The following is a 22172-nucleotide window of genomic DNA, read 5'->3' as shown; positions in this document are numbered from 1 at the left end:
CCACACACAAGAAGAGAGACCGTATGCCCGCTCGCCCTCCCGCCGACCGCCACCGAACCCCTGCCACTGCTGCGCCGCGCCACTTCGCCATCGTCGGCGCCGGCATCGCGGGCGTGGCCTGCGCGCGCACCCTCGTCCAGGCGGGCCATCGCGTCACGGTGTTCGAACGCAGCGCGAGCCCCGGGGGCCGCATGGCCAGCGAGAGCACGCCGTTCGGCCGCTTCGACAGCGGCGCCCAGTACTTCACTGTGCGCGACGACCGCTTTGCGCTGGCGCTGCAGACCACGCCGCAGCTGTGCAGGCCGTGGAGCGCCAACCTCGTGCGCGTGCTCGACGCCCACGGCCGCGTGGCCGAGGCTGCACTGCCCGCGCGCGAACCGCACTGGGTCGCACAACCCGGCATGGACGCCGTGGTGACCGCGTGGGCCAAGCCACTCGGCGAAGCGCTGCTGACCGACACGGCCGTGAGCCGGGTCGAACGCGACGCACTCGACGGTAAGCGCTGGCAAGTGCGTACCGAAAGCGCCGGTGGCGGCACCCATGTGTATTCCAGCTTCGATGCCGTGCTGCTGGCCGTGCCGCCGGCGCGGGCCCGCGCGCTACTCGACGATGGCGCGCTGTCAGCCACGCTGAGCAGCAAGCTGGACCCGGTGCGCGTCGCGCCCTGCTGGACGCTGATGATCGCGTTCCCGCAGGCCAACCAGCCCACCATGTCGCACCTGGGACCGCAGTGGAACGCCGCGCGCAGCACGCACCACCGCGTGGCCTGGCTGGCGCGCGAATCGTCCAAGCCCGGCCGCGAGCGCGTCGAACGCTGGACGCTGCAGGCCAGCGCCGCCTGGTCGCAGGAACATCTGCGCGACGATGCAGCGCGCGTCGAAGCCAAGCTGCTGCGCGCCTTTGCCGAGATCACCGGCATCCACGCAACGCCCAGCCACGCCCAGGCGCGCTGCTGGAGCGAGGCCCAGACGCAGGTGCCGGCCGGCAAACCGCACCTGTGGGACGCCAAGGCCCGCATCGGGCTGGCCGGCGACTGGTGCACGGGCCACCGGGTCGAAGACGCATTCCTCTCGGGCTTGTCGCTCGCCCTTGCCGTGGCGTGATCCCGACCGGCCGGTTCGCGCCTTCGCCCACCGGGCCGCTGCACGCCGGCTCGCTGGTCGCGGCGCTGGCCAGCTGGCTCGATGTGCGGGCCCGCGGCCCGCAGGCGCGCTGGCTCGTTCGCATCGAAGACGCGGACACCGAACGCTGCCTGCCCGGCATGGGCGAAACGATCCTTCGGCAACTCGCCGCCTGCGGCCTCATTCCGGACGCACCGCCGGCGTGGCAGACCCAGCGCGTTGCGCGCTACCAGCAGGCGCTCGAACGGCTGCAGGCCGATGGCCTCGCCTACCCCTGCGGCTGTTCGCGCAAGGACATCGACGAGGCGCTGGCACGACTCGGCATGCCACACCAGCGGCATGCCGAGCGCATCTACCCGGGCACCTGCCGCGAAGGGCTGCACGGCAAGGCGGCGCGGGCCTGGCGCTTTGCGACGGAAAAGTCCGAGTCCGGGGCAGTGCGCTGGCTGGATCGGCGGCTCGGCGCCCAGCGCCAGGACGTGCGTGCCGAGGTCGGCGACTTCGTGCTGAAGCGCGCCGACGGCCCCTGGGCCTACCAGCTTGCGGTGGTTGTCGACGATGGGGATCAGGGCATCACCGACGTCGTGCGCGGCGAAGACCTGGCCGACAACACGGCGCGCCAGATCCTGCTGCAGCGCGCCCTCTGCCTGCCGACGCCGGGCTACCTGCACACGCCGCTGGTGTTGGCGGCCGACGGGCAGAAGCTCTCCAAGCAGAACGGCGCCGAAGCAATCGACACGCACACGCCGCAAGCCGCGCTGAAGGCGCTGCAAGCTGCCGCGCAGGCGCTCGGCCTGCCCGCGAGCGGTGCCACGGCGATGGCCGGCGCGCTGGCCGATTGGGTGCCCGCGTGGCGCGATCTCTACAATTCGCGGCCGTGAGCCCCATGCCTTCTTCTCTCCCCCCTTCGCCCCCGCCCGCTGACCCCGCGGACGATTCCAAGCCACATCCGCTGCACCGCCGCCTCAAGAGCTTTGTCAAGCGCGGGGGCCGCACGACCGAAGGCCAGGCCAAGGCGTACGAAGACTTCGGGCCGCAGTTTCTGGTGCCCTACCGCGCCGAGCCGCTGGACTTCGACCTGGCCTTTGGCCGCCGCGCACCGACCGTGCTCGAGATCGGCTTCGGCATGGGCGAGGCCACGGCGCACATCGCGGCACTGATGCCGGACAGGAACTTCCTCTGCTGCGAGGTGCACGAGCCGGGTGTTGGCAAGCTGCTCAAGCGCTGCGGCGAACAGGGCATTGCCAATATCCGCATCGTGGCGCACGACGCGGTCGACGTGCTCGACCACATGCTCCAGCCCGGCACGCTGGCCGGCGTGCACGTGTTCTTTCCCGACCCGTGGCACAAGAAGCGCCACAACAAGCGCCGGCTGATCCAGTCGCCCCTCGTGCGCAAGCTGGCCGAACGCCTGGCGCCCGGCGGCTATCTGCACTGCGCGACCGACTGGCAGCCGTATGCCGAGCAGATGCTCGAAGTGTTGTCGGCCGAGCCGATGCTTCGCAACACGGCGACCGACGCGAGCGGCTATGCGCCGAAGCCCGACTACCGGCCGCTGACCAAGTTCGAGAACCGCGGCCTCAAGCTGGGGCACGGCGTGTGGGATCTGGTGTTCGAACGCGCAGCGCCGCTGCACCACAGCTGACGATTCGCACTGCCGCTGGTTCAGTCGTCCAGTGTGCCGCATGGCACAGCACGCTCACCGCGATCCATGAGCGCGAAAATGCATCCATGCGCCACCGTCCCCGTATCTACCTCGCCGGCCCCGACGTCTTCTTTCCCGACCGAGAACGGATTTTTGCCGCCCTGAAGGCCCATTGCGACCGCCTGGGCCTGGTGGGCCTGGCGCCGTCCGACGGCGACACCGGCGCCGACTTCACCGGCAGCGACGACGAGCGCGCGCAGCGCATCTACGAAGGCAACATTCAGCTTATCCGCGAGGCCGATGGAGTGATCGCCAATCTCATGAGCTTTCGGGGCCACGAGCCAGATTCCGGAACCGTGTTCGAAGTGGGCTTCGCCACCGCGCTGGGCAAGCCAGTGGTCGCGTATGGCGTCCCCGAAGGCAGCTATGCAGATCGTGTGCGCAGGACGACCCCCTGCATCCAGGACAGTGAAGGCGCAACGAGAGAGACCGAAAGCGGCGCGATGGTGGAGGGGCTTGGGCAGCGCCTCAACTTGATGCTGACGCGCTCGACGGAGACCGAAGTCTCGGCGGCCGCCGCGCTGCGGCGTCTCGCCGAAATCCTGGGCATCGGCCGGGCCTGAACCTGTCGAAAGGCCGTCGGCGCGGCCGTCACCTACGCCCCTTGCGTGCGCATGCCGACAGGGTGGATACCACACCGCTTGAACACTCCCTCACTACCGGGCGGCAAGGTGCTGCCCGATTCCTCCGGAGATTCTCATGAACACCTACGACGTCAAGACTCCTTCCGAACTCGCCGACGAGGCCAGTGCCACGGCGAGCGAAGCCATCGACTCCGCAAGAAACTTCGCCGAGGCGTCCAAGGGCATTACGGCGGATGCCGTGAGTTCCCTGCGCGGCGGCGCACAGGATGCCGGGCACCTGGTGCAGGATGTCGCGGCTGCGGCGAGCAGGAAGATCGACGACCTCAAAGCCCATGTCGACAGCGCGCGCAGGCAGGGCGAACAGTACGTTGCCGATCAGCCCGTACGCGCGGCGCTGATGGCCGCCGCGGGCGGGGCTGTGTTGACGGCACTGTTCATTTCCTGGATGCGAGGTGGTCGCCGCCAGTGAAGGCGCGGATACGCGAGGGACTCAGAGCGCGCCGCACAGCGCGAAGGCGTACGCGGCGTCTTGCGTTGCAACAAAGCCGTTCTGCGCGGGAAGGCGGAGGTCCACGGACGTGGCGCTGGGCTGTGCCCGGGACGGCTCGTTCGAGAACCGCCGCACTACACCTTCCCGCTCCGCAGGAAGGGCCGCGCTCTTGCCACGCGGCTTCACGACGATGTCTTCGATGCGCTTCCTGTCGTGCTGCACGATGGCCTGCCGGTCGCCATCGACGACGCAGAGCGTCCCCTGTTCCGTTTCCAGCACATCCCGGAAACGATCCCACACCATGGAGATCGCCGGTTTGATGCCCAGGAGTTCGGACTCCGTGCGCAGCGCATGCGCGGCCAGTTCGGCCGGCAACTCGATCGGAACGCAGGACACAAACTGCCCGTTGCCATCGGACGGTGCGGCAAAGTAGAACGCCGCGCCGCTCGCATCCTGCTCGAACAGTTGCTCGTATCGTGCCCGGGCGTACGCATCTCGCATGCCCCGGTCGATCAACGCCGGAGACCAGGGAAGAACGAAGTATTGCGCTTCGGTCGCGCCGATGATCCAGACGATCGACCGGCGCAGCGGCCCCTGTGCGATCCAGGCTGCCAGCGCATCCATCGCGCCGGCACGCTGCCCGGTGTCGAATTCGAAACGTTCCTTGCGCGTGACCACTGTTTTCCGCCACTCGCGCTGCAACTCACAGGCGATCAGGGCGTCCGAGGCAAGATGCACTCGAATTTGTGCGCTGACGGGTAGAGGTGTCATGGCTGCTCTCCTTGGGTTCAGCCTGCGCGGCAGGTTGCTGCTTCGCAGCACTCCGTGGAACAAGCTCTAGGTCCCATTCAAGTCGACGCCATCCCGCCCGGTAACTACCAATGTTGGTAGGTAGGCGGGGAAAACACCATCGCAATGCGCGACAGCGTGGAAAAATACCGGATGACGCGGTTTTTTTCCCGGCGAACAAGCCTTCGGCCGGTCAGTTCAGCAGGCCGGACAGCAGCGCCTGCACCACGGCGGCCGTCTTGTTCGCGGCTTTCATTTTCTGAACCACGTTCTTGATGTGAAAGTTCACCGTGGGGATCGAAATGGAAAGAATGTCACTGATCTCTCCCGCAGTCTTGCCGTCGGCGCTCCACTTCAGGACTTCGACTTCCCGGGGGGTCAGGGGAACCTCCGGCTGGACTGCGAACTTCGGCTTCATCAGCCTTGAAAGCGACAAATGGGCAGCCTGAACGAGCCAACGCATCTCGCTCTCTTTCACCTGCAGTTCACGGGCAGTCAGGGCCTCGGTGGCCCGGGACAGCGTCAACATTCCACCCACCCCGAAGCCGTCCAGGCTGGACTGGGCCCATCCGATGCGAAGGCCATGCTCCTTCGCCTCAGCCCACAACTGCTTGGCCGAGTCGAACACATCGTCGCCCCACAGCAGCGGCTGCTGGCTGAGCCGCCCGTGCCGAACGCTCGGGTCGACCGCCAGGTAGCCCGCCTGTTGGTAGCGTTCCTGCCACGCCTTGGGGTAGTTGTTCAGCGTGATGACCTTCGGGTTCGACACCGGGACCGCGAGCCGCAGGCCATACGCGCAGTGCTCGAACCCCAGTTCGTTGGCGGCCGCAAGCAGCGCGCGAAAGACCACCTCCTCGCTGGTCGCCCGGTCGAGTGCCGTCAGCAGATTCTCATTGAATGGCTGCATGGGCCCCCCGCCGCATGGCGCGTTCGGCGCGTAACGCTTCCCGGTTCTGCATAGGTGAATAAAGGGTGTAGCGCGATGACAGCGCGCTTTGCGGTGCCTCCCCGAATTCTCGAACGATCAATCTAACCCAAATGTCGATGCAGCACTTGGGTGTTTACGGAGGGGCTTACCACTCCAAATCAAGGTGAACCGTGCGATTCATCGCAAGTCGCGTCCAACTTTCCACTTCAGTCGACTTGATGAAACCACTCTACACCCGCAAGCTTCAACGGACGCTGCGAGAGTCAAAGCGTCATACACCTGGACAAGCAAACGATATGACTACCTTGTTGTCTGACGGGCTGCTACGACTGCAGCGGCAGGATCTGCGCAATTTCACGTTGACGCATCTGGTCTCCGGACTGGATGACGAAGTCTGCAACGAGAGCGAACAGCGGTGCGGCGCCAGCACGTCGTTGTCCGGCTACACCGAATGGATCTGCACCCAAGAGCCGCGCCTGAGTTTGGGTTGGGACTGGCAGTTGGAAACCTCGATGACGGCGCGGGTGGTTCGTCTCGGCCTGCCGCGCACCAACATCCTTTTGCTCGACGGCGAGCGCGATCCGCTGCCATGGAACGAAAGCCTGCACGTTCTGGCGACATTCATCGACACATTCGACTGGAACACGCCAGCCTTTCGAGCGGTCTGCCAACGCTATTCGTTCTGACCTATCAGAAATGATAGTTTCGCGGAATCGGGCCGGCGGCTGAAATCTTTCCCACTACCACTGGGAAAGAAGCAAATGGAAATACTATCTGGACGCCCCGGCCACATTGCGCAACAAGTACTGAATGATGTCGCGCGTTATCGGTACAAGGTATTCGTCGAGACACTCGGCTGGGATCTCGTCACCGAGCATGGTCTTGAACTGGATCAATTCGATCGCGACGACACCCTCCATCTCGCGGCGCGCGACGAAGCGGGGAATGTGATCGGAACAGCCAGGCTGCTTCCAACGACCCGGCCCTACCTGCTCGGCGAGGTCTTCCCCCAGTTGCTCGCCGGCGAGCCTCCCCCTTGCGATCCGCGCGTCTGGGAGCTGTCCCGCTTTGCTGCAGTCGACTTCACCGCCTCGCAGGGAAGCGCGATGGGCCAGTTTTCCTCGCCGGTGGCAGTCGCGCTGCTCAAGAGCGCACAGGCCATCGCCCGAAGCAACGGTGCCGAGCGGATCATCACCGTGTCTCCCCTGGGCGTCGAACGGCTGCTGCGTCGCGAAGGCTTTCGCGCCCACCGCGCGGGCCCGCCGATGGTCGTCGGCGGACACCCGATCTTCGCGTGCTGGATCGACGTCGGGAGTGCGGACGCGGACGAGCAGTGATGGGCCGCGCTCAGCGCGGCGAAGTGGCGTCGACGGCGGCACCGTCCGCAGGGGGCTTGGCCACACGGCCGACGAAAAGCGTCATCAACGGGCCGGTCATCGCGGTCGTTACCAGCGCCATCACGAGCAGCATCGTGAACAGCTCGGGGCCGATCAGGCCCGCGTCCAGCCCGATCTTCATGACGATCAGCTCCATCAGGCCGCGCGCATTCATCAACGAGCCGGTGGCGAGGCTGTCGCGCCAGTTGTAGCCGGCCATGCGCGCGCCGACCGCCCCGCCCGCTAGCTTGCCGACAGTGGCGACCACCACGATAAGCACCATCGCGCCGAGGCTGCCACCCGACAGCGCGTCGGGCGTGGTGCCCAGTCCGGCCAGCGCAAAGAACAGTGGCATCAGCACGACGATGGAAATCGGCTCGATGCGCCCCGCCAGCGAACTCAGCAACCGGTCATCGCGCGGCAGGCAGGCACCAAAGAGGAAGGCGCCGAACACGGCGTGCAGCTGCATCCACTCGGTGAGCAGGGCGCACACGAGCAGGCCGATCATCAGCGAAGCCAGCACAGTCGTCGAAGGCTCGCTGTCCGGTGCGTGCTTGCGCAGCAGCCAGGCATAGGCCGGCTTCACGCCGAAGAACAGCGCAACGAGCAGCCCCACGACGCCGCCCGCTGTCTTGAGCAGGCCGGTGTAGCCCTCCCCCGCGCCGGCCAGTGCGACCACGAAGGCGAGCAGGATCCACGCGAACACATCGACCACGGCCGCCGAACTGAGCGACAGCTGGCCGAACGAGGTGCGCATCATCCCGCGGTCCTTCAGAATGCGCGCCATGACCGGGAACGCAGTGATCGACAGGGCGGCCGCCATGAACAACGCGAAAGGCCAGAAGCCGACGCCGGCCGGCGCCAGTGTCGGATAGAGCGCCGGAGAGATGGCGATGCCGAGCACCAGTGGGGCGATCACGCTGAGCACACCGACATAGCCGGCCGACCGCAGCTGTGCACGCACACCATCCTGCGCCCTGAGTTCGAGGCCCACCACGAACATGAACAGCACCAGTCCGAGCGTCGACAGCGAGGTCAGGCCCGCCAGCGACGCCTTGGAAAAAAGCTGCGCGTGCAGCGTGGGAAACAGCGCGCCCATGACGATCGGCCCCAGCATAAGGCCGGCCGCCATCTCGCCGACCACCGCAGGTTGGCCCAAATGGCGCAGCACCCAGCCGCAAGCGCGGGCGGTGGCAAGGATGACGATGAGTTGCAGCAGCAGGGAGATGACGGACATAAAGGGGGGTTCGACGGAAATTCCTTCCCGCATGTTAGTGAAATCGCCGGCGGGCGCGTCAATTGCCCTCGATCTCGAAAGCCTCCACCTGGCGGCCATCGACATCGGTGAAACCGTACTCGCGCGCGAGATCGGCGACGCGGTGCACGGCACCGCTCTTGTGCAGCACCAGCGGATCGCCCGCCAGTGCCGCCACCGCGCGGCCGAGGTAGCGCGGCGATTCCGTGCGCGCCAGCGCCGGGCGGTCCTGCCAGTGGGCTTCGTCGGTCTTGTGGCCTGCCAGCACAAGCTCGGTGCGCATCCAGCCGGGCGACACGGCGAGCGAGGCCACGCCATGCGGGCGCAGTTCCTGCGCCATGCCGAAGGCCAGCCGGCTCATCGATGCCTTGGCCAAGTCGTAGAACAGGTTGCCGCGCAGGTAACGGTCGCGATCCCAATAGGTCGTGGTCACGATCAGTCCGCGACCGGCGCGCACCATCATCGGCGCCGCACAGCGGCTGGCCAGCAGATGGTTGCGCACGCCACGGTCGAACATCGAATCCCAGTTGACCAGTGGATGCTCCCAGAACGGTGCGTCGAACACGCCGTTGAAAGTCTCGTGGCCGCCCCAGGCATTGTTCACGAGCAGGTCGATATGGCCCTCGTCGCTCTGCACGCGGTCGAACAACTGCACGACCTCTTTTTCGCGCGTGTGGTCGCAGCGCACCGCGATGCCACGGCCACCGTGGCGCGTGACTTCGTCGGCCGTCTCGTCGATGCTGCCCGGCAATGCCGCAAGGCCGGACAGTGCGAGCAAGCCGGCGTAGGTGTCAGCCGGCTGGACGCGAGTGCTTCGTCCGGTGGCGTACACGGTGGCGCCCGCGGCACCCAATTCCACCGCGATGCCGCGCCCTGCCCCGCGGCTGGCGCCGGTCACCACGGCCACGCAGCCTTTCAGCGCCCCGTTGGCGTTTTGGTTGTGCATTCAGCAAGAATGCCACAGGCCGCGCCTGCAAGCGCCGCGCCCCGTTACATCCGAACGCACTACCTGAGCGATTCCTGAACCAGCTATTCACATCCGCGTCAAACAGTGGCTTTAGGCTGGGTGCATGCAACCAGCATGGCTTCGGCGCTTTTTGATGAACGACTTTCTGTTTGCGGGGCGCACCTCATGGACGCGCTGAACCTGCAACTGTTCCAGTGGATCGCAGCCGGCCATGCGCCGAACGGCACGCTGCTGTGGCTGGCGACCCAACTCGCACTCGGGGCGTCCTGGCTCAGCGTGGCGTTGATGGCGTGGGCCGCCTGGCGCCAGCCGGCCGACCGCGCTTACTTCGTGGCCGTGTGCCTGCTGGCCGCGGGCGCGGGCATGCTGGCGCATTCGCTCGCCGCCGCGCTAAACCAGCCGCGCCCCTTCATGCTGGGCCTGAGCCCGTCGTGGCTCGGCCACGGGCATCGTGGCTCGCTGCCCAGCACACACGCGACCGTGATGTTCACGGTGGCGCTGTGCTTCTTGTGGCGGCCGCGATTGCGCAGCATTGGCTGGGTCGTGACGGCACTGGCCGTGTTGACCGGATGGGCCCGCATCTACGTGGGCGTGCACTTTCCGCTCGATGTCGTGGCCGGGTTGTTGTTGGCGGGCCTGCTGGCGGGCTCGCTCGCATTCGTGGATCAACTGGCTCGGCAATTTCTCAAGACCGCCCGGCAGCGCAGCACGGCGTAAAGACAACAGAATGGGCGCTCCACCCATCTGCTGGACTCCGACCCATGCCGCCTTCCGCTGCCCGCCCCTTCCTGGTTTCAACCGCATTGCAGGGCGTGCGGGTTCTGAGCCTCGCGCTCAACCTGCCCGGCCCGGCGGCGCTGATGCGCTGTCGGCAGATGGGCGCGACCTGCGTCAAGCTTGAGCCGCCGGCCGTCGGCGGCCACTCGTCCGACCCCATGGGCCACTACGCGCCGACCGCCTACGCGCAGTTGCATGACGGCATCGACCATGTGCAGGCCGACCTCAAGACGCCCGAAGGCCAGCAGACGCTGCAGGCCGAACTGGCGCAGGCCGATGTGCTCATAACCTCGTTCCGCCCCTCGGCGCTGACGAAGTTGGGCCTGGCCTGGGACACGCTGCATGCGCGCTGGCCGCGCCTGTCGCTCGTGGCGATCGTCGGCGCGCCGGGCGGGCGCGCCGAGGAGCCGGGGCACGACCTCACCTATCTGGCCGAAAGCGGGCTGATCACCGGCCTGGAGCTGCCGCCCACGCTCTACGCCGACATGGCCGGCTCCCTGATGGCCAGCGAAGCCGTGCTGCAGGCACTGTTGCTGCGGGCCGCCTCGAAAGACGGAGCGGGGGTGCGGATCGAAGTGGCATTGTCTGAGGCCGCTCGCTACCTGGCGCTGCCCCGGCACTGGGGCCTGACCCAGCCGCCCGGCTCGGTCGGCGGTGCGCACGCGGGCTACCGCGTCTACCCCTGCGCCGACGGGCGCGTCGCCATCGCCGCGCTGGAACCGCACTTCGCGCAGCGTCTGGCCGCCGCGGCCGGCCACGACGCCGAATCCGGCAAGGCGATGTTCCGCTCGTCGATGCACAAGGCGATTGCCGACCACGTGGCGCGGCTGAGTTGCGACCAGCTCGATGCGCTGGCGCTCGAGAAAGACATTCCGCTCTATACGCTGCGCGAAGACGCCTGAGAGCGCACGGCGCGGTTGGCCCGCCGCCCGACTTCACAGCAGGCGCAGTCCCCGCTACAGTTCACGCCCCCAACCACAACACAGACCGGAGGTGCACCATGAACAGCCCATGTCTCCCACCCGCTGCTTCCGGCCGGCTTGTTGTGTCGATTGCGATCGGGATCCGCCGCTGCTAGCGCGCTGATCGCTGCGCAGCGCCTTTGCTGCGGACCTCCGCGATTCATACCCTCGCCATGGGCTTCCTCGCCCGCGGCGCGCCGTTCGTTCTTCTTTCATTCCGAATCAAGGCACACCCATGCTTGAAAACGAACCCCATCCGGTCGAAGTCCGCTTCTTCGATCCTCACGCAGCTTCGGCTGCGCAGTGGGCCGCCTACCACCGCTACCGCCGCCTGCGCACCGAAGAGGATCTGCCCGGCGAACCGGTGGTGAGCGACGTCGACTTCGAGCACGTCCTGCGCAAGCGCTGGCCCGTGCACGAAGGGCGCCGCTTCGTCGCGCTGCAAGGCGGCGAGGTGGTCGCCAACCTGTTCATCGAGTCGCGCCGCGAAGGCTCTCCCGACTACGAGCGCTTCGCGCCATTCATCAACGCCGGTGGCGGCGTGTTACAGCCGTGGCGGCGCCGCGGCATCGCCACGACGCTGCTGCGCACGCTGCTGGGCTTCATGCAGGCGCACGCCAAGCACACGGCAACACTGAGCGTGCACTTGCCCGAGGCACATGCATTTCTCGCCGCAGTCGGTGCTAGCGAGAAGCACCGCTACTTCGAGAACCGCCTGCCGCTGAACGGGCTGAATTGGGACGAGCTCGCGCGCTGGAAGGGGCGCGCCACGCGCACACCTGGACTGCGCTGGGAGATTCACGCCGGCCGGGTGCCGATGGAGCGGCTCGCGCAACTGATGGCGCCGTTCACAGTGCTGATCAACGACATTCCGCTCGGGGCACTCGACCTGCCGCCTATGCGCTACGAGTTGCAGGCCCACACGAGCTGGTACGAAGAGCTCGACCGCATCGATGGCGAGCACTTGGTGGTGCTGCTGATCGACAGCCACGACCAGGTCGCCGCGGTCTGCAACGCGCACTGGGAAGCGCGCTTTCCGGATCGCGTTTACCAGGCGCTGACCGCCGTGGGCCGCCCGTGGCGCGGCAAGGGGCTGGCCAAGGCGGTGAAGGCAGCTATGCTGGAACTAGTGCGGGAGCGACACCCGGACGTTCAGATGATCGTCACTGCGAACGCCGAGGTGAATGCGCCGATGCTCTCGATCAACCAGCGCCTGGGCTTCCTCGTGCACCGGCGCAATGGCAGCTACCAGATCGACCCGCACACCTTGCAGGTCTTTTTGTCGCGCGGAGCCTGAGCTCAGGGCTGCTGATCCGGCCAGCCGCCCAGCGAGCGCGCACTCGTGAACGATCGCGCCACGCCCGCGAGCGGATCGACAAAGGCCAGCGAGCGCGCCAGCAACTGCATCGGCCTTGCGAAGTCGTCCGGGCCGTACGGCAGCAGCGTCGGGTAGATCGCGTCGTTCACGATCGGTACGCCGAGCGCGTTGCAGTGCACGCGCAACTGGTGCTTGCGGCCACTGACCGGCGACAGCCGCAGCCGCGCGTGGGCGCCGCGCACCTCCAGTACCTGCAGATGCGTCTCCGCATTGGGCTCGCCCGGCACTTCGCGCGTGCGCATGAAGTGCGCATCGGGCTCGAGCCGGCTGCGGTAGCTGGCGGGCAGCTTGGTGCCGGGCGGCCAGTGCACGATGGCCTCGTATTCCTTGTGCATCGCGCGATCCGGGAAAAGCGCCTGGTAGCGGCCACGCGTGGCCGGCGCCACGGAGAACAGCACCAACCCGGCGGTGGCACGGTCGATGCGGTGCAGCGGCACCAGTTCGTCGATGCCGAGCCGGCGCTTCAACCGCACCAGCAGGCTCTGCTGCAGGTAGGGGCCCGACGGCGTCACGGGCATGTAGGGCGGCTTGTCGACGACGACGAGATGCGCGTCCCGGTGCAGCACCACTTCGTCTTCGGGCAGCTGCGGCTCGGGCCCGAGCGCCCGGTAGTAGTAGAGCCGAAGCCGCGGCTGGTAGCGCCGCGCGAGCGTGACGGGCTCGCCGTGCTCGTCGACCACGTCGCGTGCGGTGATGCGGTCGACCCAGGTTTCACGCGCGATGGCGGGAAAACGCTGCACCAGAAAATCGAGCATGGTCTGCCATGGGCCATCGGCCGGCAGTGCGACGCAACTCGGGCCGACGCCGTCGCGCACGGGGAGCGGCAAGGGGGCGGCAACGGCATCACGCGGGAACATAGGGGCCCACTCTACTGTGTGGCCGCGCGCTCGTCGTATCCTTGCCGCATTCACAGTCTGGAGAACGCGAATGATGAAGATATTGCTGCCGGTGGACGGTTCCGAACAGGCCCTGGCGGCCGTGCGCCACGCGATCCGACTGGTCGAAGAAGGCCTGCAGGCCAACTTCGTGCTGGCCAATGTGCAGGGGCCCGCCAACCTCTACGAAATGGTGTCGGCACCCGATGTCCATGTGCTCGAAGAAGTCAGCGAGTCGGCCGGCACCCACCTGCTGGCCTCGGCCGAGGCGATGCTGCGGCATGCAAAGCTGGAGTTCGAAAGCGAGGTCGGCTCCGGCGACCCGGGCCACACGCTGGTGGACATTGCCGAGCGCTTCGGCTGCGACATGATCATCATGCAGACCAGCGGCGCCGGCGACCTGCGCAGCGCCCTGCTCGGGTCGGTCTCGCATTCTGTGGTGCAGGGTGCCAGCATTCCCGTGATGCTGGTCAAGGCCGTCGGCGACTGAGCCCCGGCCCGCTGCGCCATGACTGCCGACGCGCCCCGCGCGCTGCTGACGCCCGAGTACATCGCGATGGTGAACAAGGGCGTTTCGACCATCGTCGCGTCGAGCGACGAGTCGCGCAGGCCGAGCCTGATGCGGGCCGTCGGCTGCAGCATCGCGCCGGACGGCACCCGCGTCACCGTGTTCGTCGCGCGCAGCCAGTCGCGCCAGTTGCTGCAGGACGTGGCGGCCACGGGCCATGTCGCCGTGGTGTTCAGCGAACCGTTGAGCCACCGCACAGTTCAGGTGAAGGCACGCGCGGCCGAACTGCGCAGTGCCGATGCCGGCGACACCGGCGCGCTGCAGCGTTACCTGACATCGATGGAAGCCGAGATCGCCGCGGTCGGCTACGACGCCGCCTTCGTGGGCGCCATGCTGGCCTACCGGCTCGACGACCTGGTCGCAATCAGCTTCACGCCGACCGCGGCTTTCGACCAGACGCCCGGCCCCAAAGCCGGCAGCGCGCTGCCGGCGCCTCCCTGAGCGAACCCGCGCCATGCAAGCCATGCCGACGATCACGCTGCACGCGATCCGTGCCTGCCTTGAGGGCGCGATCCCCGGCATCATGGCCACCTGCGCCGAAGACGGAACGCCCAACGTAGCCTACATCTCGCAGGTCTGCTACGTCGACGAGCGGCATGTGGCGCTTTCATTCCAGTTTTTCAACAAAACGCGCCAGAACATCCTGGCCAACCCGTATGGCACGGCGCTGGTGATGCACCCGGTCACAGCCGCCTTCTACCGGCTGCAACTGCGCTACCTGCGCACTGAAACCAGCGGCGCGGTGTTCGAAAGCATGAAGGCACAGCTGGCCGGCATCGCCTCGCACTCGGGCATGGCCAGTGTGTTCAAGCTGCTCGGATCGGACCTGTACGAGGTGCAGTCCATCGAATGCGTCGAAAGCCAATGCCTGCCCGCCCCCGCATCGTGCGGCATTTCCCTGCTGGCCGCATTGCGCCGTTCGGCCGAGCGGCTGCAGCGCTGCAGCGCCACCGACGAGTTGCTGCAGGCCACGCTGGCGACCCTGAGCGACCAGATGAACGTGCCGCACGCGATGGTGCTGATGCGCGACGCCGCGGCCGAGCGGCTCTACACGGTGGCGAGCGCCGGTTACGCCACCTCCGGCGTCGGCTCCGAAATCGAGATCGGCCATGGCGTGATCGGTGTCGCCGCGCGCGAATGCACACCAGTGCGCATCAGCCACATGACCAACGCAGCGAGCTACAGCCACGCGGTGCGCAGCAGCATGCAGCAGCAAGAGCCCGGCCTGATGCTCGACACCGACATTCCCTACCCCGGTCTGGCCGAGCCGCACAGCCAGCTGGCCGTGCCGATCGTCTCGACCGGCCGCCTGCTGGGTGTGCTGTTTGTCGAGAGCCCGCTCGACATGCGCTTCGGCTACGAGGACGAAGACGCGCTGGTCGCAATCGCCGGCCAGCTCGGCTCCGCGTTGGAGCTGCTGCAAACCGCAGCGGAGCCGGCTGGCGAAGCGACCGCCTCGGCACACGCGGCAGTGCAGCCGGTGACGGGCCCGCCGCTGGAGCTGCGGCACTACCCGGCCAACGACAGTGTCTTTATCGACGGCCAGTACCTCATCAAGGGCGTGGCTGGTGCGATCTTCTGGAAGCTGCTGCGCGACCACACCGACCAGGGCCGCAGCGACTTCACCAACCGCGAGCTGCGGCTCGACCCTGCGATCCGGCTGCCCGACGTGGCCGACAACCTCGAGGCACGGCTGGTGCTGCTGCAACGCCGCCTGCTGGAAAACAGCCCGCATATCCGCATCGAGAAAACCGGCCGGGGCCGGTTTCGCCTGCGCGTCGACCGGCCGGTGACGCTGGTCGATATCGCTGGCTGAGCGTCTTTCTGTTCAGCCCTGCACCAGGCCCGGTACTGCCGGCAAGCCGAGGCTGCGCGTGAGCTTGGCCCATTCGCGTTCGCTGAGATGGGGGCGCACCACGCCGAGTGCGGCCTCGAAGGCCGGCGCCGGCGCATGCGCCTGCATGTCGACCATCACCGCCGCGCGTTCGGCCGGGTTCATGAAGGGCACCAGCCAGCGCAGCGTGAACATCATTTCTTCGGGGGGAATCGATGCAACCAGCGCGTTGTGGATCTCGATCAGTTCCGCATCGGTGTAGCGCGCCCACAGCACCGCGTTGTGGGCGGTTTCCTCCACATGCATGTGTTCGAAGTTGTGCGCGATGAACAGCGACATCTGGCGGTACAGCGCAAGCGCACCCTGCGCCCGATCCGCCAGCGCGCACTGCAGCAGCGCCGTGGTGATGTTGGCGAGTTGATGGATCTCGCGCTCGTGCTCGGCGTGCTCGTGCGCAATGGCCTCGCTCGCGCCGGGCGCACGCGCTTCCATGGCGGTATGCACAAACTGGTTCTCGTGACCGAGGTGCCCACGGCAGAAGTCGAGCAGTTGCAGCACGCGCTGCGTGGTCTGCGCGAGTTCGAGTGAATCGTCACTGTCCATGCGGCCGAGCGTCAGCAGCGTGTCGGCCATCAGCGCACGCAGCGCCTTGTGGATGCCGGCGTACAGGTCGAAGCGCGGCGCCGGCGCGCCGGCCGAAACCTGAGCCACCTGCTGGAGTTCGCCGAGGTCGTTTTTCATGGTGTTCTTTCCTTCTTGTGGGGGTGAAAGCGACAGGCGCCGGATGCACCTGTCTGCCTGGAAAGAAGTCTAGAAATCCGGCTGCTGCGGCGCTGCTAAGAATTACTTAAGGGATTACTCATAATTTCTTAAACAGGCGCGTCCGCCGAGCGGAAGCACGTCCCCCACCCCTCATTTCATGACTCCGGGCCCTTCGGCTCGACCATCCGCCCGGCCGTCTGCCACGCGTCGATGCCACCCAGCAGGAACCTCGCTTTCACACCCCGCGCGTGGAGCTGCATCGCAGTGCTGCGGCCCACCTCGTGGCCATACACGCAATAGACCACTACCTCGCGATCCCTGGGTAGCGTGTCGGCCCACGCATTCACCTGTGCCGGGTCGCGCCAAACCGCCCCGGGCAGCATGCTCTGCGCCGCCTCGAACACGCCCGATCGCCGTACGTCGATGCGCATGGCGCCCTCGATGGCATCGGGCGCCGCAGCCAGCGCGTCACCCGCGGCATGCACCGCGTGTTGATAGCGCTCGTAGACACCGGCCCAGTGGATGTTGACCATGAAGGCATCGACATAAGCTGCGGCCTGCGCGCCGTAGTCGATGTGGTACGCATGCTCGTACATGTCGAGCGCCAGCAGCGGCGTGCCGCCGGCGAGTGCGTGGGTGTGATCGGCGGCCCACTGATTGACCAGCGTGCCTTCTCGCGGCTGGAAGCACAGCAGCACCCAACCCGAACCGCCACCGAGCGCCCTGCCCATGGCCACGAACTCTTCCCGCCAGCGCTCGACGCTGCCAAAGCTGGCAGACAACGCGAGCGCCATGGGTGGTGGCATCGGCACCTCGGCGCCGCCGAGGCTGTTGAAGTACAACTCGTGCAGCAGCATCGAATTGGTCGCGATCAGTTCCTCGCGTTTCAGGCCGTTGAGTGCATGGCCCGCCATCCCCGCGAAAGCGGTGCCGCCAAGCTGGGCGCGGATCGCGTTGAGGCGGTTGACCGCGCCGCTGTAGTTGTTGGCATGGTGGCTGTTCAGCAGCGCGGGCGACAGCCCGGACAGTCGAGCCGTATCGATGCCGAGGGGTTGGATTGCAGCGTTCATGGTGCACGTCTTTCAATGAGGGATCAGTTGCGGCAACAACGTGATGGCCAGCCCTGCCAAACCACACGCAGCCAATAGCGGCATCACGCCGACCTTGAAGCGGAACAGCGCGACGGCTGCGGCCAGCGCGATCAGCGCCGAGGCGATGTCGAATCCTCCGCTGAAGCCGGCCGGCCACAGCACGTGGTACGCGAAGAACAGCGCCAGGTTGAGGATCACGCCCACCACCGCCGCCGTGATCGCCGTCAGCGGCGCAGTGAAGCCCAGCTTGCCGTGCGTGGCCTCGACAAGCGGGCCGCCGGCAAGGATGAAAACGAACGAGGGCAGGAAAGTGAAAAAGGTGACCACCGTGGCCGCCAGCGCCGCCCCAAGAAACAACGCATCCGGCCCTGCCACCTGCTTGACCCAGCCACCGACAAAGCCGACGAAGGCCACCACCATGATCAACGGCCCCGGCGTGGTTTCGCCCAGTGCGAGCCCATCGATCATCTGGGGAGCCGTGAGCCACTGGTGCTGCTCGACCGCGCCCTGGTACACATAGGGCAGCACCGCGTAGGCGCCGCCGAAGGTCAGCATCGCGGCTTTGGTGAAGAACCAGCCCATTTGCGTTAGCGTGCCCTGCCAGCCATACACGGCGATCAACCAGCCCATGGCGGCGGCCCAGAGCCCGAGCCCGACGGCGAGCAGCCGAACGAGCCGGCCGCGCGAGAAACGGGCATGGGCGGGCGTCGGCGTGTCGTCGTCGATGATCGCGGGGCCATAACCCTGCTGGCCTCCCGCGTGGCCACCACCCGGCGCGAACACCTGCGGCGCAATCCGCGCGCCGAAGTACCCGATCAGCGCCGCAACCAGCACGATCAACGGGAACGGCACGTTCAACGCAAAAATCGCAACGAATGCAGCACCCGAAATACCCCACAGCCAGCCGTTCTTCAGCGCCCGCGTGCCGATGCGGTGCGCAGCGTGCAGCACCAGCGCCGTCACGGCCGGCTTGATGCCATAGAAGATGCCGGCCACCACCGGCACGTTGCCGTAGACCAGGTAGATCCACGAGAGCGCGATCAGGATAAACAGCGATGGCAGCACGAACAGTGCGCCGGCCACGATGCCGCCGCGGGTGCGGTGCATGAGCCAGCCGATGTAGGTGGCGAGCTGCTGCGCCTCGGGGCCAGGCAGCAGCATGCAATAGTTGAGCGCGTGCAGAAAGCGCCGCTCGCTGATCCAGCGCCGTCGCTCCACCAGTTCGGTGTGCATGATTGCGATCTGCCCCGCGGGGCCGCCGAAGCTGACGAAGCCGAGCCGGAGCCAGAACCAGAAGGCCTGCGCCAGGCTCACCGGCGAAGGTGCTTCGACTTCGACGGACGTTTCGGCGGCGTTCACTGCCCGGCCTCCGGCGCCGCGTGCAGCGCATCAAACACCTCACATGCCGCCTGCAGCAACCGGTCATCGTTCGCGTGCAGGGCCCGAAGGCCCGAGAGCACCGCTTCGAGTCCTGTGGCTTCGGGCACCGGGATGCCACCGACGTCGAGATAGTGCACGGCGGCTGCAATGCGCTGCAGCTTGGCGTCCTGCCCCAGTTCAAAGCTGGCGACCAGCACCTCAAACGTGACGCGTGTGCCGACATGCGTGAAACGCGCACCGTCGTAGTCGAAGCCGAGTGCGCCGCGCGGCGTGCGCAGCGGCGCGTTGCTTTCATCCAGCCAGACGAACCGGGCGTGCGGATCGACAAAGCGACGGATCAGCCATGCACAGGCGAGCCGATCGACCCAGGGTCGTGCACGCGTGGCCCAGCGCTTGCCCTGGTACTTGCGCAGGTCCAGCCGCGCAATGCCGTCGTCGGGCCGGGCCCGTGGCTCGCCCTTCGAAAAGCGCGCGTCGAGTGCGCCGCGCAATGCAGCGAGATCGGCCTGGGCCTGCTGCAACGCGGCCCCCGGGTAATAGTCGATGCGCTGCACGGCTGCCAGCGCTTCGCCCAAGTTGCGAAGGCGACGCCGGGCCTCCGTTTCGCCGAGCGAATCGAGCACCTGCTGCAGCGCGTACGTGGCCTCACGCCACTGCACATAGGCTTCGCTGCGGTCGAACAGCGCCAACACTTCGGCCTGCTGAGCATCGTCGCGCGGCGCCAGCGCAAGCACCGACGCGATACCGCCGTGGGCGCGTGCCTCGGCGCCCAGCGCCTCCAGTTCATGCGCCTGATCGAGCGGAAGCACATAAGCGCCGTCCCGGAGCGCCGCACAGCCCAACGCCTTCAATGCACGCCAGATGCGCAGCCGGACTGCGCTGGGCTGGGTGGGGAGCGTGACGAGCAGGATAGACCACATTCTTGAATCATATGCTACATACTTTGAAATATCTAGTTCAAATATTCTCTTCAGCAGAACGCTGTTTGTGATGCGTCGAGAACAGCCGGCCATCGGGCTCAGGCAATATCGAATGTGTCGAACACGCCATTGACCCGACGACCTGCCCATGACGCCCCCCTCCACGCAGCCCTGGACGAACGAAATCGGCTTCCGCATGCGCCGGCATTTCCTGTTGAAGTTCGTGGGCACCAGCGTTTTCACCTGGCTGTTCTTCATCGGGTACTTCCACCTGCTGCGGCACCCGGCCTACCCGGTGATGGTGATGCCGCTCACCGCGCTCGATCACCTGATCCCGTTCCAGCCCCAGACACTGTTCGCCTACCTGTCGCTGTGGGTGTACATCGGCTTTGCGCCGGGTCTGCAGCGGACCTTCGCCGAGTTGGTCGTCTATGGGCTGTGGATCAGCGGGCTGTGCCTGAGCGGCCTGGCACTCTTCTATTTTTGGCCGACGGCGGTGCCGCCGCTGACCATGGATGTCTCGAGCTATCCCGGCTTTGCGATGCTGCAGGGGGTAGACGCAGCCGGCAATGCCTGTCCCTCGATGCACGTGGCGGCGGCCATCTTCACGGCGATCCGGCTCGAAGACGTGCTGCGCCGAACCCGTACGCCGGTGTTCCTGCGGCTGTTGAACCTGGCCTGGTTCCTGGCCATCGCCTGGTCGACGCTGGCGGTCAAGCAGCACGTGGTGCTGGACGCCGCCGCGGGCGCGCTGCTGGGCCTGGCCTTTGCCTGGCCCTCTCTGCGCTGGCGGCCGGCGCCCACGCGTGCGCTGGCACCTGGCCCTGCAGGTAGAGCGGATATCATCGGCTTTCAATGACAACGGGCCCGTCGCGGCCACGCGGTACAGGCCATGAGTTCGCTGAATGAATTGCAGGAGCTGATCCACGAGAAGTACGGCATCGAGGCATCGACCCTCGACCCCAATGCTTCGATGCGCGAGAAGGGCTTCGATTCGCTGGCGCTCGTCGAATTTGTTTTCACGATCGAAGACAAGTTCGGCATCTCGATGCCCGACACCGACATGAACATCGACACGCTGGCCGAACTCGCCGACGTGGTCGACAAGATCCGGGCGTCGCAGCCGACCACGTGAACCAGCAGGTCGCCGTCACCGGCCTGGGCGTGATGGCCCCACACGGCGCCGACCCCCACGCGCTGTTCGCGGCACTCATGCGCGGCGAATCGGCAGTGCAGCCGGTGTTCCCCGAGCTGGCCAAGCCTGCCGCCGCTGCGACGGTGGCTTTCGACGAATCGCGCTGGTTCACCAAGCTGCAGCTCGCCGGCGTCGACCGCGTCAGCCAGCTTGCCGTGGCCGCGGCTAACCTGGCGATGCGCGACGCTGGCGCCGTGGGCGACGTCGACCCCGAACGCATCGGCGTCTATGCCGGCTGCGGCATGGGCGGCGCCGCAGCGCTGGAGGCGGCCTACCGCAGCGGCGGTCGGGTGCCACCCCTGACCATTCCGGCCTTCATGCCCAACGCGCCGGCTGCCCATGTGGCAATGCGCCTCGGCGCGCAGGGGCCGGTTCTGACGTATTCGGTAGCGTGCGCCTCGTCTTCGGTCGCGATTGCCGAAGCCGCCAAGGCGGTGCAGCGCGGCGAGGTCGACATCGCGATTGCCGGCGGCAGCGAAGCCCTGATCGTTCCGGGCGTGCTGCTCGCCTGGCAGGCCATGCAGACACTGGCCAGCTTCCAGCCGGGCGAAACGGCCGGCGCGGTGCGCCCGTTTGCGAGCGACCGCAGCGGCTTCGCACTCGGTGAAGGCGCCGCGTTCCTGGTGCTGGAGTCGGCCGAGCGCGCCCGCGCCCGCGGTGCGCGCAGCTATGCCGCACTGGCCGGCTGGGGCAACAGCTGCGACGGCACGCACCTGACCAAGCCCGATGCACAGGGCCAGGCGCGTGCCCTGCGCGCGGCGTTGCGACACGCGAACATCCAGCCCGCGGATGTGGGCTACTGCAACGCACACGGCACAGCCACGCGCATCGGCGACGTGGTCGAGCATGATGCGCTGGCGGCGGTGTGGGGCGCGCAGTTCGACGGTCTGCGGGTGAGTTCCACCAAGGCGCTGCACGGCCACCTGCTCGGCGCTGCCGGTGCGCTCGAGGCGGTGATCACGGTGCTCGCGCTGCACCACCGCCAATTGCCGCCGAACTCGAACTGCAACGTGGTCGACCCCGCCTGCAGCATGAACCTGGTGCTGCAGACCGGCACCGCAGCGCCGCAGCTGCAAGCCGCCATCAGCAACTCGTTTGCCTTCGGCGGAACGAACTCGGTGCTGCTCTTCCGCCGCGGCTGACCGCTAGGCGAACTCACCTAGAACCACGCCGACCGGTTGAACAACACCGCGCCGCGCGCTATCTTGAAAGGGG

The 22172-nt window shown here is 67.0% G+C and carries 25 protein-coding genes; 16 read left to right on the top strand and 9 right to left on the bottom strand.

What is annotated here, in order from left to right:
* The first annotated feature begins 23 nt into the window (after nucleotides 1-23).
* From ACSFA8_RS12630 to ACSFA8_RS12610, 5 genes are all read left to right on the top strand, one after another.
* Nucleotides 24-1103: an NAD(P)/FAD-dependent oxidoreductase gene (locus ACSFA8_RS12630; protein WP_435479865.1), complete on the top strand. Its 1080-nt coding sequence runs from the start codon at nucleotides 24-26 to the stop codon at nucleotides 1101-1103.
* Complete coding sequence (gene gluQRS / locus ACSFA8_RS12625) at nucleotides 1100-2002, top strand: tRNA glutamyl-Q(34) synthetase GluQRS (RefSeq protein WP_435479864.1); 903 nt, start codon at nucleotides 1100-1102, stop codon at nucleotides 2000-2002. Before ACSFA8_RS12630 ends, gluQRS begins: the two co-directional genes overlap by 4 nt.
* A gap of 5 nt (nucleotides 2003-2007) precedes the next feature.
* A complete protein-coding gene (gene trmB, locus ACSFA8_RS12620) occupies nucleotides 2008-2766 on the top strand; it encodes a tRNA (guanosine(46)-N7)-methyltransferase TrmB (protein WP_435479863.1) in 759 nt (252 codons plus the stop codon).
* Nucleotides 2767-2852: 86 nt separating this feature from the next.
* Nucleotides 2853-3389 carry a nucleoside 2-deoxyribosyltransferase gene (locus tag ACSFA8_RS12615; RefSeq protein ID WP_435479862.1) on the top strand — a complete coding sequence of 179 codons (537 nt, stop codon included), beginning with the start codon at nucleotides 2853-2855 and terminating at the stop codon, nucleotides 3387-3389.
* Nucleotides 3390-3525: 136 nt separating this feature from the next.
* A complete protein-coding gene (locus ACSFA8_RS12610) occupies nucleotides 3526-3879 on the top strand; it encodes a hypothetical protein (RefSeq protein ID WP_435479861.1) in 354 nt (117 codons plus the stop codon).
* A gap of 21 nt (nucleotides 3880-3900) precedes the next feature.
* On the opposite strand, the gene ACSFA8_RS12605 is transcribed toward ACSFA8_RS12610, so the two are convergent.
* Together ACSFA8_RS12605 and ACSFA8_RS12600 are read right to left on the bottom strand one after the other, a co-directional pair.
* Nucleotides 3901-4671: a hypothetical protein gene (locus ACSFA8_RS12605; RefSeq protein ID WP_435479860.1), complete on the bottom strand. Its 771-nt coding sequence runs from the start codon at nucleotides 4669-4671 to the stop codon at nucleotides 3901-3903.
* A 211-nt stretch (nucleotides 4672-4882) separates the two neighbouring features.
* On the bottom strand, nucleotides 4883-5596 hold the full coding sequence (locus ACSFA8_RS12600) for an autoinducer binding domain-containing protein (RefSeq protein ID WP_435479859.1): 714 nt from the start codon (nucleotides 5594-5596) through the stop codon (nucleotides 4883-4885).
* A 239-nt stretch (nucleotides 5597-5835) separates the two neighbouring features.
* Between ACSFA8_RS12600 and ACSFA8_RS12595 the strand changes: the two genes are divergently transcribed.
* Both ACSFA8_RS12595 and ACSFA8_RS12590 read left to right on the top strand, forming a co-directional pair.
* On the top strand, nucleotides 5836-6303 hold the full coding sequence (locus ACSFA8_RS12595) for a DUF4902 domain-containing protein (protein WP_435479858.1): 468 nt from the start codon (nucleotides 5836-5838) through the stop codon (nucleotides 6301-6303).
* Nucleotides 6304-6378: 75 nt separating this feature from the next.
* Nucleotides 6379-6954, top strand: a complete 576-nt coding sequence (locus ACSFA8_RS12590; RefSeq protein WP_435479857.1) for an acyl-homoserine-lactone synthase — start codon at nucleotides 6379-6381, stop codon at nucleotides 6952-6954.
* Nucleotides 6955-6964: 10 nt separating this feature from the next.
* Here the strand turns inward: ACSFA8_RS12590 and ACSFA8_RS12585 are convergent, their stop codons facing one another.
* On the bottom strand, nucleotides 6965-8230 hold the full coding sequence (locus tag ACSFA8_RS12585) for a cation:proton antiporter (RefSeq protein WP_435479856.1): 1266 nt from the start codon (nucleotides 8228-8230) through the stop codon (nucleotides 6965-6967).
* A gap of 58 nt (nucleotides 8231-8288) precedes the next feature.
* Nucleotides 8289-9194: an SDR family oxidoreductase gene (locus ACSFA8_RS12580; RefSeq protein WP_435479855.1), complete on the bottom strand. Its 906-nt coding sequence runs from the start codon at nucleotides 9192-9194 to the stop codon at nucleotides 8289-8291.
* 186 nt (nucleotides 9195-9380) lie between these two features.
* On the opposite strand from ACSFA8_RS12580, the gene ACSFA8_RS12575 reads away from it, so the two are divergent.
* From ACSFA8_RS12575 to ACSFA8_RS12565, 3 genes are all read left to right on the top strand, one after another.
* Nucleotides 9381-9932: a phosphatase PAP2 family protein gene (locus ACSFA8_RS12575; RefSeq protein WP_435479854.1), complete on the top strand. Its 552-nt coding sequence runs from the start codon at nucleotides 9381-9383 to the stop codon at nucleotides 9930-9932.
* Nucleotides 9933-9976: 44 nt separating this feature from the next.
* Nucleotides 9977-10894: a CoA transferase gene (locus tag ACSFA8_RS12570; protein ID WP_435479853.1), complete on the top strand. Its 918-nt coding sequence runs from the start codon at nucleotides 9977-9979 to the stop codon at nucleotides 10892-10894.
* 295 nt (nucleotides 10895-11189) lie between these two features.
* Nucleotides 11190-12251, top strand: coding sequence for a GNAT family N-acetyltransferase (locus tag ACSFA8_RS12565; protein WP_435479852.1), 1062 nt, complete (start codon nucleotides 11190-11192; stop codon nucleotides 12249-12251).
* A gap of 2 nt (nucleotides 12252-12253) precedes the next feature.
* Here the strand turns inward: ACSFA8_RS12565 and ACSFA8_RS12560 are convergent, their stop codons facing one another.
* Nucleotides 12254-13189 carry a pseudouridine synthase gene (locus tag ACSFA8_RS12560; protein WP_435479851.1) on the bottom strand — a complete coding sequence of 312 codons (936 nt, stop codon included), beginning with the start codon at nucleotides 13187-13189 and terminating at the stop codon, nucleotides 12254-12256.
* Nucleotides 13190-13259: 70 nt separating this feature from the next.
* On the opposite strand from ACSFA8_RS12560, the gene ACSFA8_RS12555 reads away from it, so the two are divergent.
* Genes ACSFA8_RS12555 through ACSFA8_RS12545 form a run of 3 tightly spaced genes read left to right on the top strand, consistent with a single transcriptional unit; the run spans nucleotide 13260 to nucleotide 15591 of the window.
* A complete protein-coding gene (locus ACSFA8_RS12555; RefSeq protein WP_435479850.1) occupies nucleotides 13260-13697 on the top strand; it encodes a universal stress protein in 438 nt (145 codons plus the stop codon).
* A gap of 18 nt (nucleotides 13698-13715) precedes the next feature.
* On the top strand, nucleotides 13716-14216 hold the full coding sequence (locus ACSFA8_RS12550; protein WP_435479849.1) for a pyridoxamine 5'-phosphate oxidase family protein: 501 nt from the start codon (nucleotides 13716-13718) through the stop codon (nucleotides 14214-14216).
* A 22-nt stretch (nucleotides 14217-14238) separates the two neighbouring features.
* Nucleotides 14239-15591, top strand: a complete 1353-nt coding sequence (locus ACSFA8_RS12545) for a GAF domain-containing protein (protein WP_435480211.1) — start codon at nucleotides 14239-14241, stop codon at nucleotides 15589-15591.
* 12 nt (nucleotides 15592-15603) lie between these two features.
* Here the strand turns inward: ACSFA8_RS12545 and ACSFA8_RS12540 are convergent, their stop codons facing one another.
* The 4 genes from ACSFA8_RS12540 to ACSFA8_RS12525 form a co-directional block, all read right to left on the bottom strand.
* Nucleotides 15604-16350: a hemerythrin domain-containing protein gene (locus ACSFA8_RS12540; RefSeq protein ID WP_435479848.1), complete on the bottom strand. Its 747-nt coding sequence runs from the start codon at nucleotides 16348-16350 to the stop codon at nucleotides 15604-15606.
* A 176-nt stretch (nucleotides 16351-16526) separates the two neighbouring features.
* On the bottom strand, nucleotides 16527-17441 hold the full coding sequence (locus ACSFA8_RS12535) for a Fe-Mn family superoxide dismutase (protein ID WP_435479847.1): 915 nt from the start codon (nucleotides 17439-17441) through the stop codon (nucleotides 16527-16529).
* A gap of 12 nt (nucleotides 17442-17453) precedes the next feature.
* Nucleotides 17454-18821, bottom strand: a complete 1368-nt coding sequence (gene chrA / locus ACSFA8_RS12530) for a chromate efflux transporter (protein ID WP_435479846.1) — start codon at nucleotides 18819-18821, stop codon at nucleotides 17454-17456.
* Entirely contained in the window at nucleotides 18818-19762 is a 945-nt protein-coding gene (locus tag ACSFA8_RS12525; protein WP_435479845.1) for a chromate resistance protein ChrB domain-containing protein, read from the bottom strand. The genes chrA and ACSFA8_RS12525 overlap by 4 nt, the downstream gene beginning before the upstream one ends.
* 148 nt (nucleotides 19763-19910) lie before the next feature.
* Between ACSFA8_RS12525 and ACSFA8_RS12520 the strand changes: the two genes are divergently transcribed.
* From ACSFA8_RS12520 to ACSFA8_RS12510, 3 genes are read left to right on the top strand one after another with little or no spacing between them, the layout of a single operon-like run.
* On the top strand, nucleotides 19911-20621 hold the full coding sequence (locus ACSFA8_RS12520) for a phosphatase PAP2 family protein (protein WP_435479844.1): 711 nt from the start codon (nucleotides 19911-19913) through the stop codon (nucleotides 20619-20621).
* Between the two features lie 33 nt (nucleotides 20622-20654).
* Nucleotides 20655-20897, top strand: a complete 243-nt coding sequence (locus ACSFA8_RS12515) for an acyl carrier protein (protein ID WP_435479843.1) — start codon at nucleotides 20655-20657, stop codon at nucleotides 20895-20897.
* Entirely contained in the window at nucleotides 20894-22099 is a 1206-nt protein-coding gene (locus ACSFA8_RS12510; RefSeq protein WP_435479842.1) for a beta-ketoacyl-[acyl-carrier-protein] synthase family protein, read from the top strand. The genes ACSFA8_RS12515 and ACSFA8_RS12510 overlap by 4 nt, the downstream gene beginning before the upstream one ends.
* The last annotated feature ends 73 nt before the right edge of the window (nucleotides 22100-22172 follow it).

Origin of the sequence: Variovorax nitratireducens (assembly GCF_051216545.1) — a bacterium.
GTDB lineage: Bacteria > Pseudomonadota > Gammaproteobacteria > Burkholderiales > Burkholderiaceae_C > Variovorax.
Note: the sequence above shows the minus strand (reverse complement) of the source record. Positions and strands in the feature narration are given on the sequence as shown.

Excerpts from the sequence above, each read along its gene's own strand:
- ACSFA8_RS12630 (WP_435479865.1), top strand. The coding sequence starts at position 24 with ATGCCCGCTCGCCCTCCCGCCGACCGCCACCGAACCCCTGCCACTGCT.
- trmB (WP_435479863.1), top strand. The coding sequence starts at position 2,008 with ATGCCTTCTTCTCTCCCCCCTTCGCCCCCGCCCGCTGACCCCGCGGAC.
- ACSFA8_RS12615 (WP_435479862.1), top strand. The coding sequence starts at position 2,853 with ATGCGCCACCGTCCCCGTATCTACCTCGCCGGCCCCGACGTCTTCTTT.
- ACSFA8_RS12610 (WP_435479861.1), top strand. The coding sequence starts at position 3,526 with ATGAACACCTACGACGTCAAGACTCCTTCCGAACTCGCCGACGAGGCC.
- ACSFA8_RS12605 (WP_435479860.1), bottom strand. The coding sequence starts at position 4,671 with ATGACACCTCTACCCGTCAGCGCACAAATTCGAGTGCATCTTGCCTCG.
- ACSFA8_RS12600 (WP_435479859.1), bottom strand. The coding sequence starts at position 5,596 with ATGCAGCCATTCAATGAGAATCTGCTGACGGCACTCGACCGGGCGACC.
- ACSFA8_RS12595 (WP_435479858.1), top strand. The coding sequence starts at position 5,836 with ATGAAACCACTCTACACCCGCAAGCTTCAACGGACGCTGCGAGAGTCA.
- ACSFA8_RS12590 (WP_435479857.1), top strand. The coding sequence starts at position 6,379 with ATGGAAATACTATCTGGACGCCCCGGCCACATTGCGCAACAAGTACTG.
- ACSFA8_RS12585 (WP_435479856.1), bottom strand. The coding sequence starts at position 8,230 with ATGTCCGTCATCTCCCTGCTGCTGCAACTCATCGTCATCCTTGCCACC.
- ACSFA8_RS12580 (WP_435479855.1), bottom strand. The coding sequence starts at position 9,194 with ATGCACAACCAAAACGCCAACGGGGCGCTGAAAGGCTGCGTGGCCGTG.
- ACSFA8_RS12575 (WP_435479854.1), top strand. The coding sequence starts at position 9,381 with ATGGACGCGCTGAACCTGCAACTGTTCCAGTGGATCGCAGCCGGCCAT.
- ACSFA8_RS12570 (WP_435479853.1), top strand. The coding sequence starts at position 9,977 with ATGCCGCCTTCCGCTGCCCGCCCCTTCCTGGTTTCAACCGCATTGCAG.
- ACSFA8_RS12565 (WP_435479852.1), top strand. The coding sequence starts at position 11,190 with ATGCTTGAAAACGAACCCCATCCGGTCGAAGTCCGCTTCTTCGATCCT.
- ACSFA8_RS12560 (WP_435479851.1), bottom strand. The coding sequence starts at position 13,189 with ATGTTCCCGCGTGATGCCGTTGCCGCCCCCTTGCCGCTCCCCGTGCGC.
- ACSFA8_RS12555 (WP_435479850.1), top strand. The coding sequence starts at position 13,260 with ATGATGAAGATATTGCTGCCGGTGGACGGTTCCGAACAGGCCCTGGCG.
- ACSFA8_RS12550 (WP_435479849.1), top strand. The coding sequence starts at position 13,716 with ATGACTGCCGACGCGCCCCGCGCGCTGCTGACGCCCGAGTACATCGCG.
- ACSFA8_RS12545 (WP_435480211.1), top strand. The coding sequence starts at position 14,239 with ATGCCGACGATCACGCTGCACGCGATCCGTGCCTGCCTTGAGGGCGCG.
- ACSFA8_RS12540 (WP_435479848.1), bottom strand. The coding sequence starts at position 16,350 with ATGAAAAACGACCTCGGCGAACTCCAGCAGGTGGCTCAGGTTTCGGCC.
- ACSFA8_RS12535 (WP_435479847.1), bottom strand. The coding sequence starts at position 17,441 with ATGAACGCTGCAATCCAACCCCTCGGCATCGATACGGCTCGACTGTCC.
- ACSFA8_RS12525 (WP_435479845.1), bottom strand. The coding sequence starts at position 19,762 with ATGTGGTCTATCCTGCTCGTCACGCTCCCCACCCAGCCCAGCGCAGTC.
- ACSFA8_RS12520 (WP_435479844.1), top strand. The coding sequence starts at position 19,911 with ATGACGCCCCCCTCCACGCAGCCCTGGACGAACGAAATCGGCTTCCGC.
- ACSFA8_RS12515 (WP_435479843.1), top strand. The coding sequence starts at position 20,655 with ATGAGTTCGCTGAATGAATTGCAGGAGCTGATCCACGAGAAGTACGGC.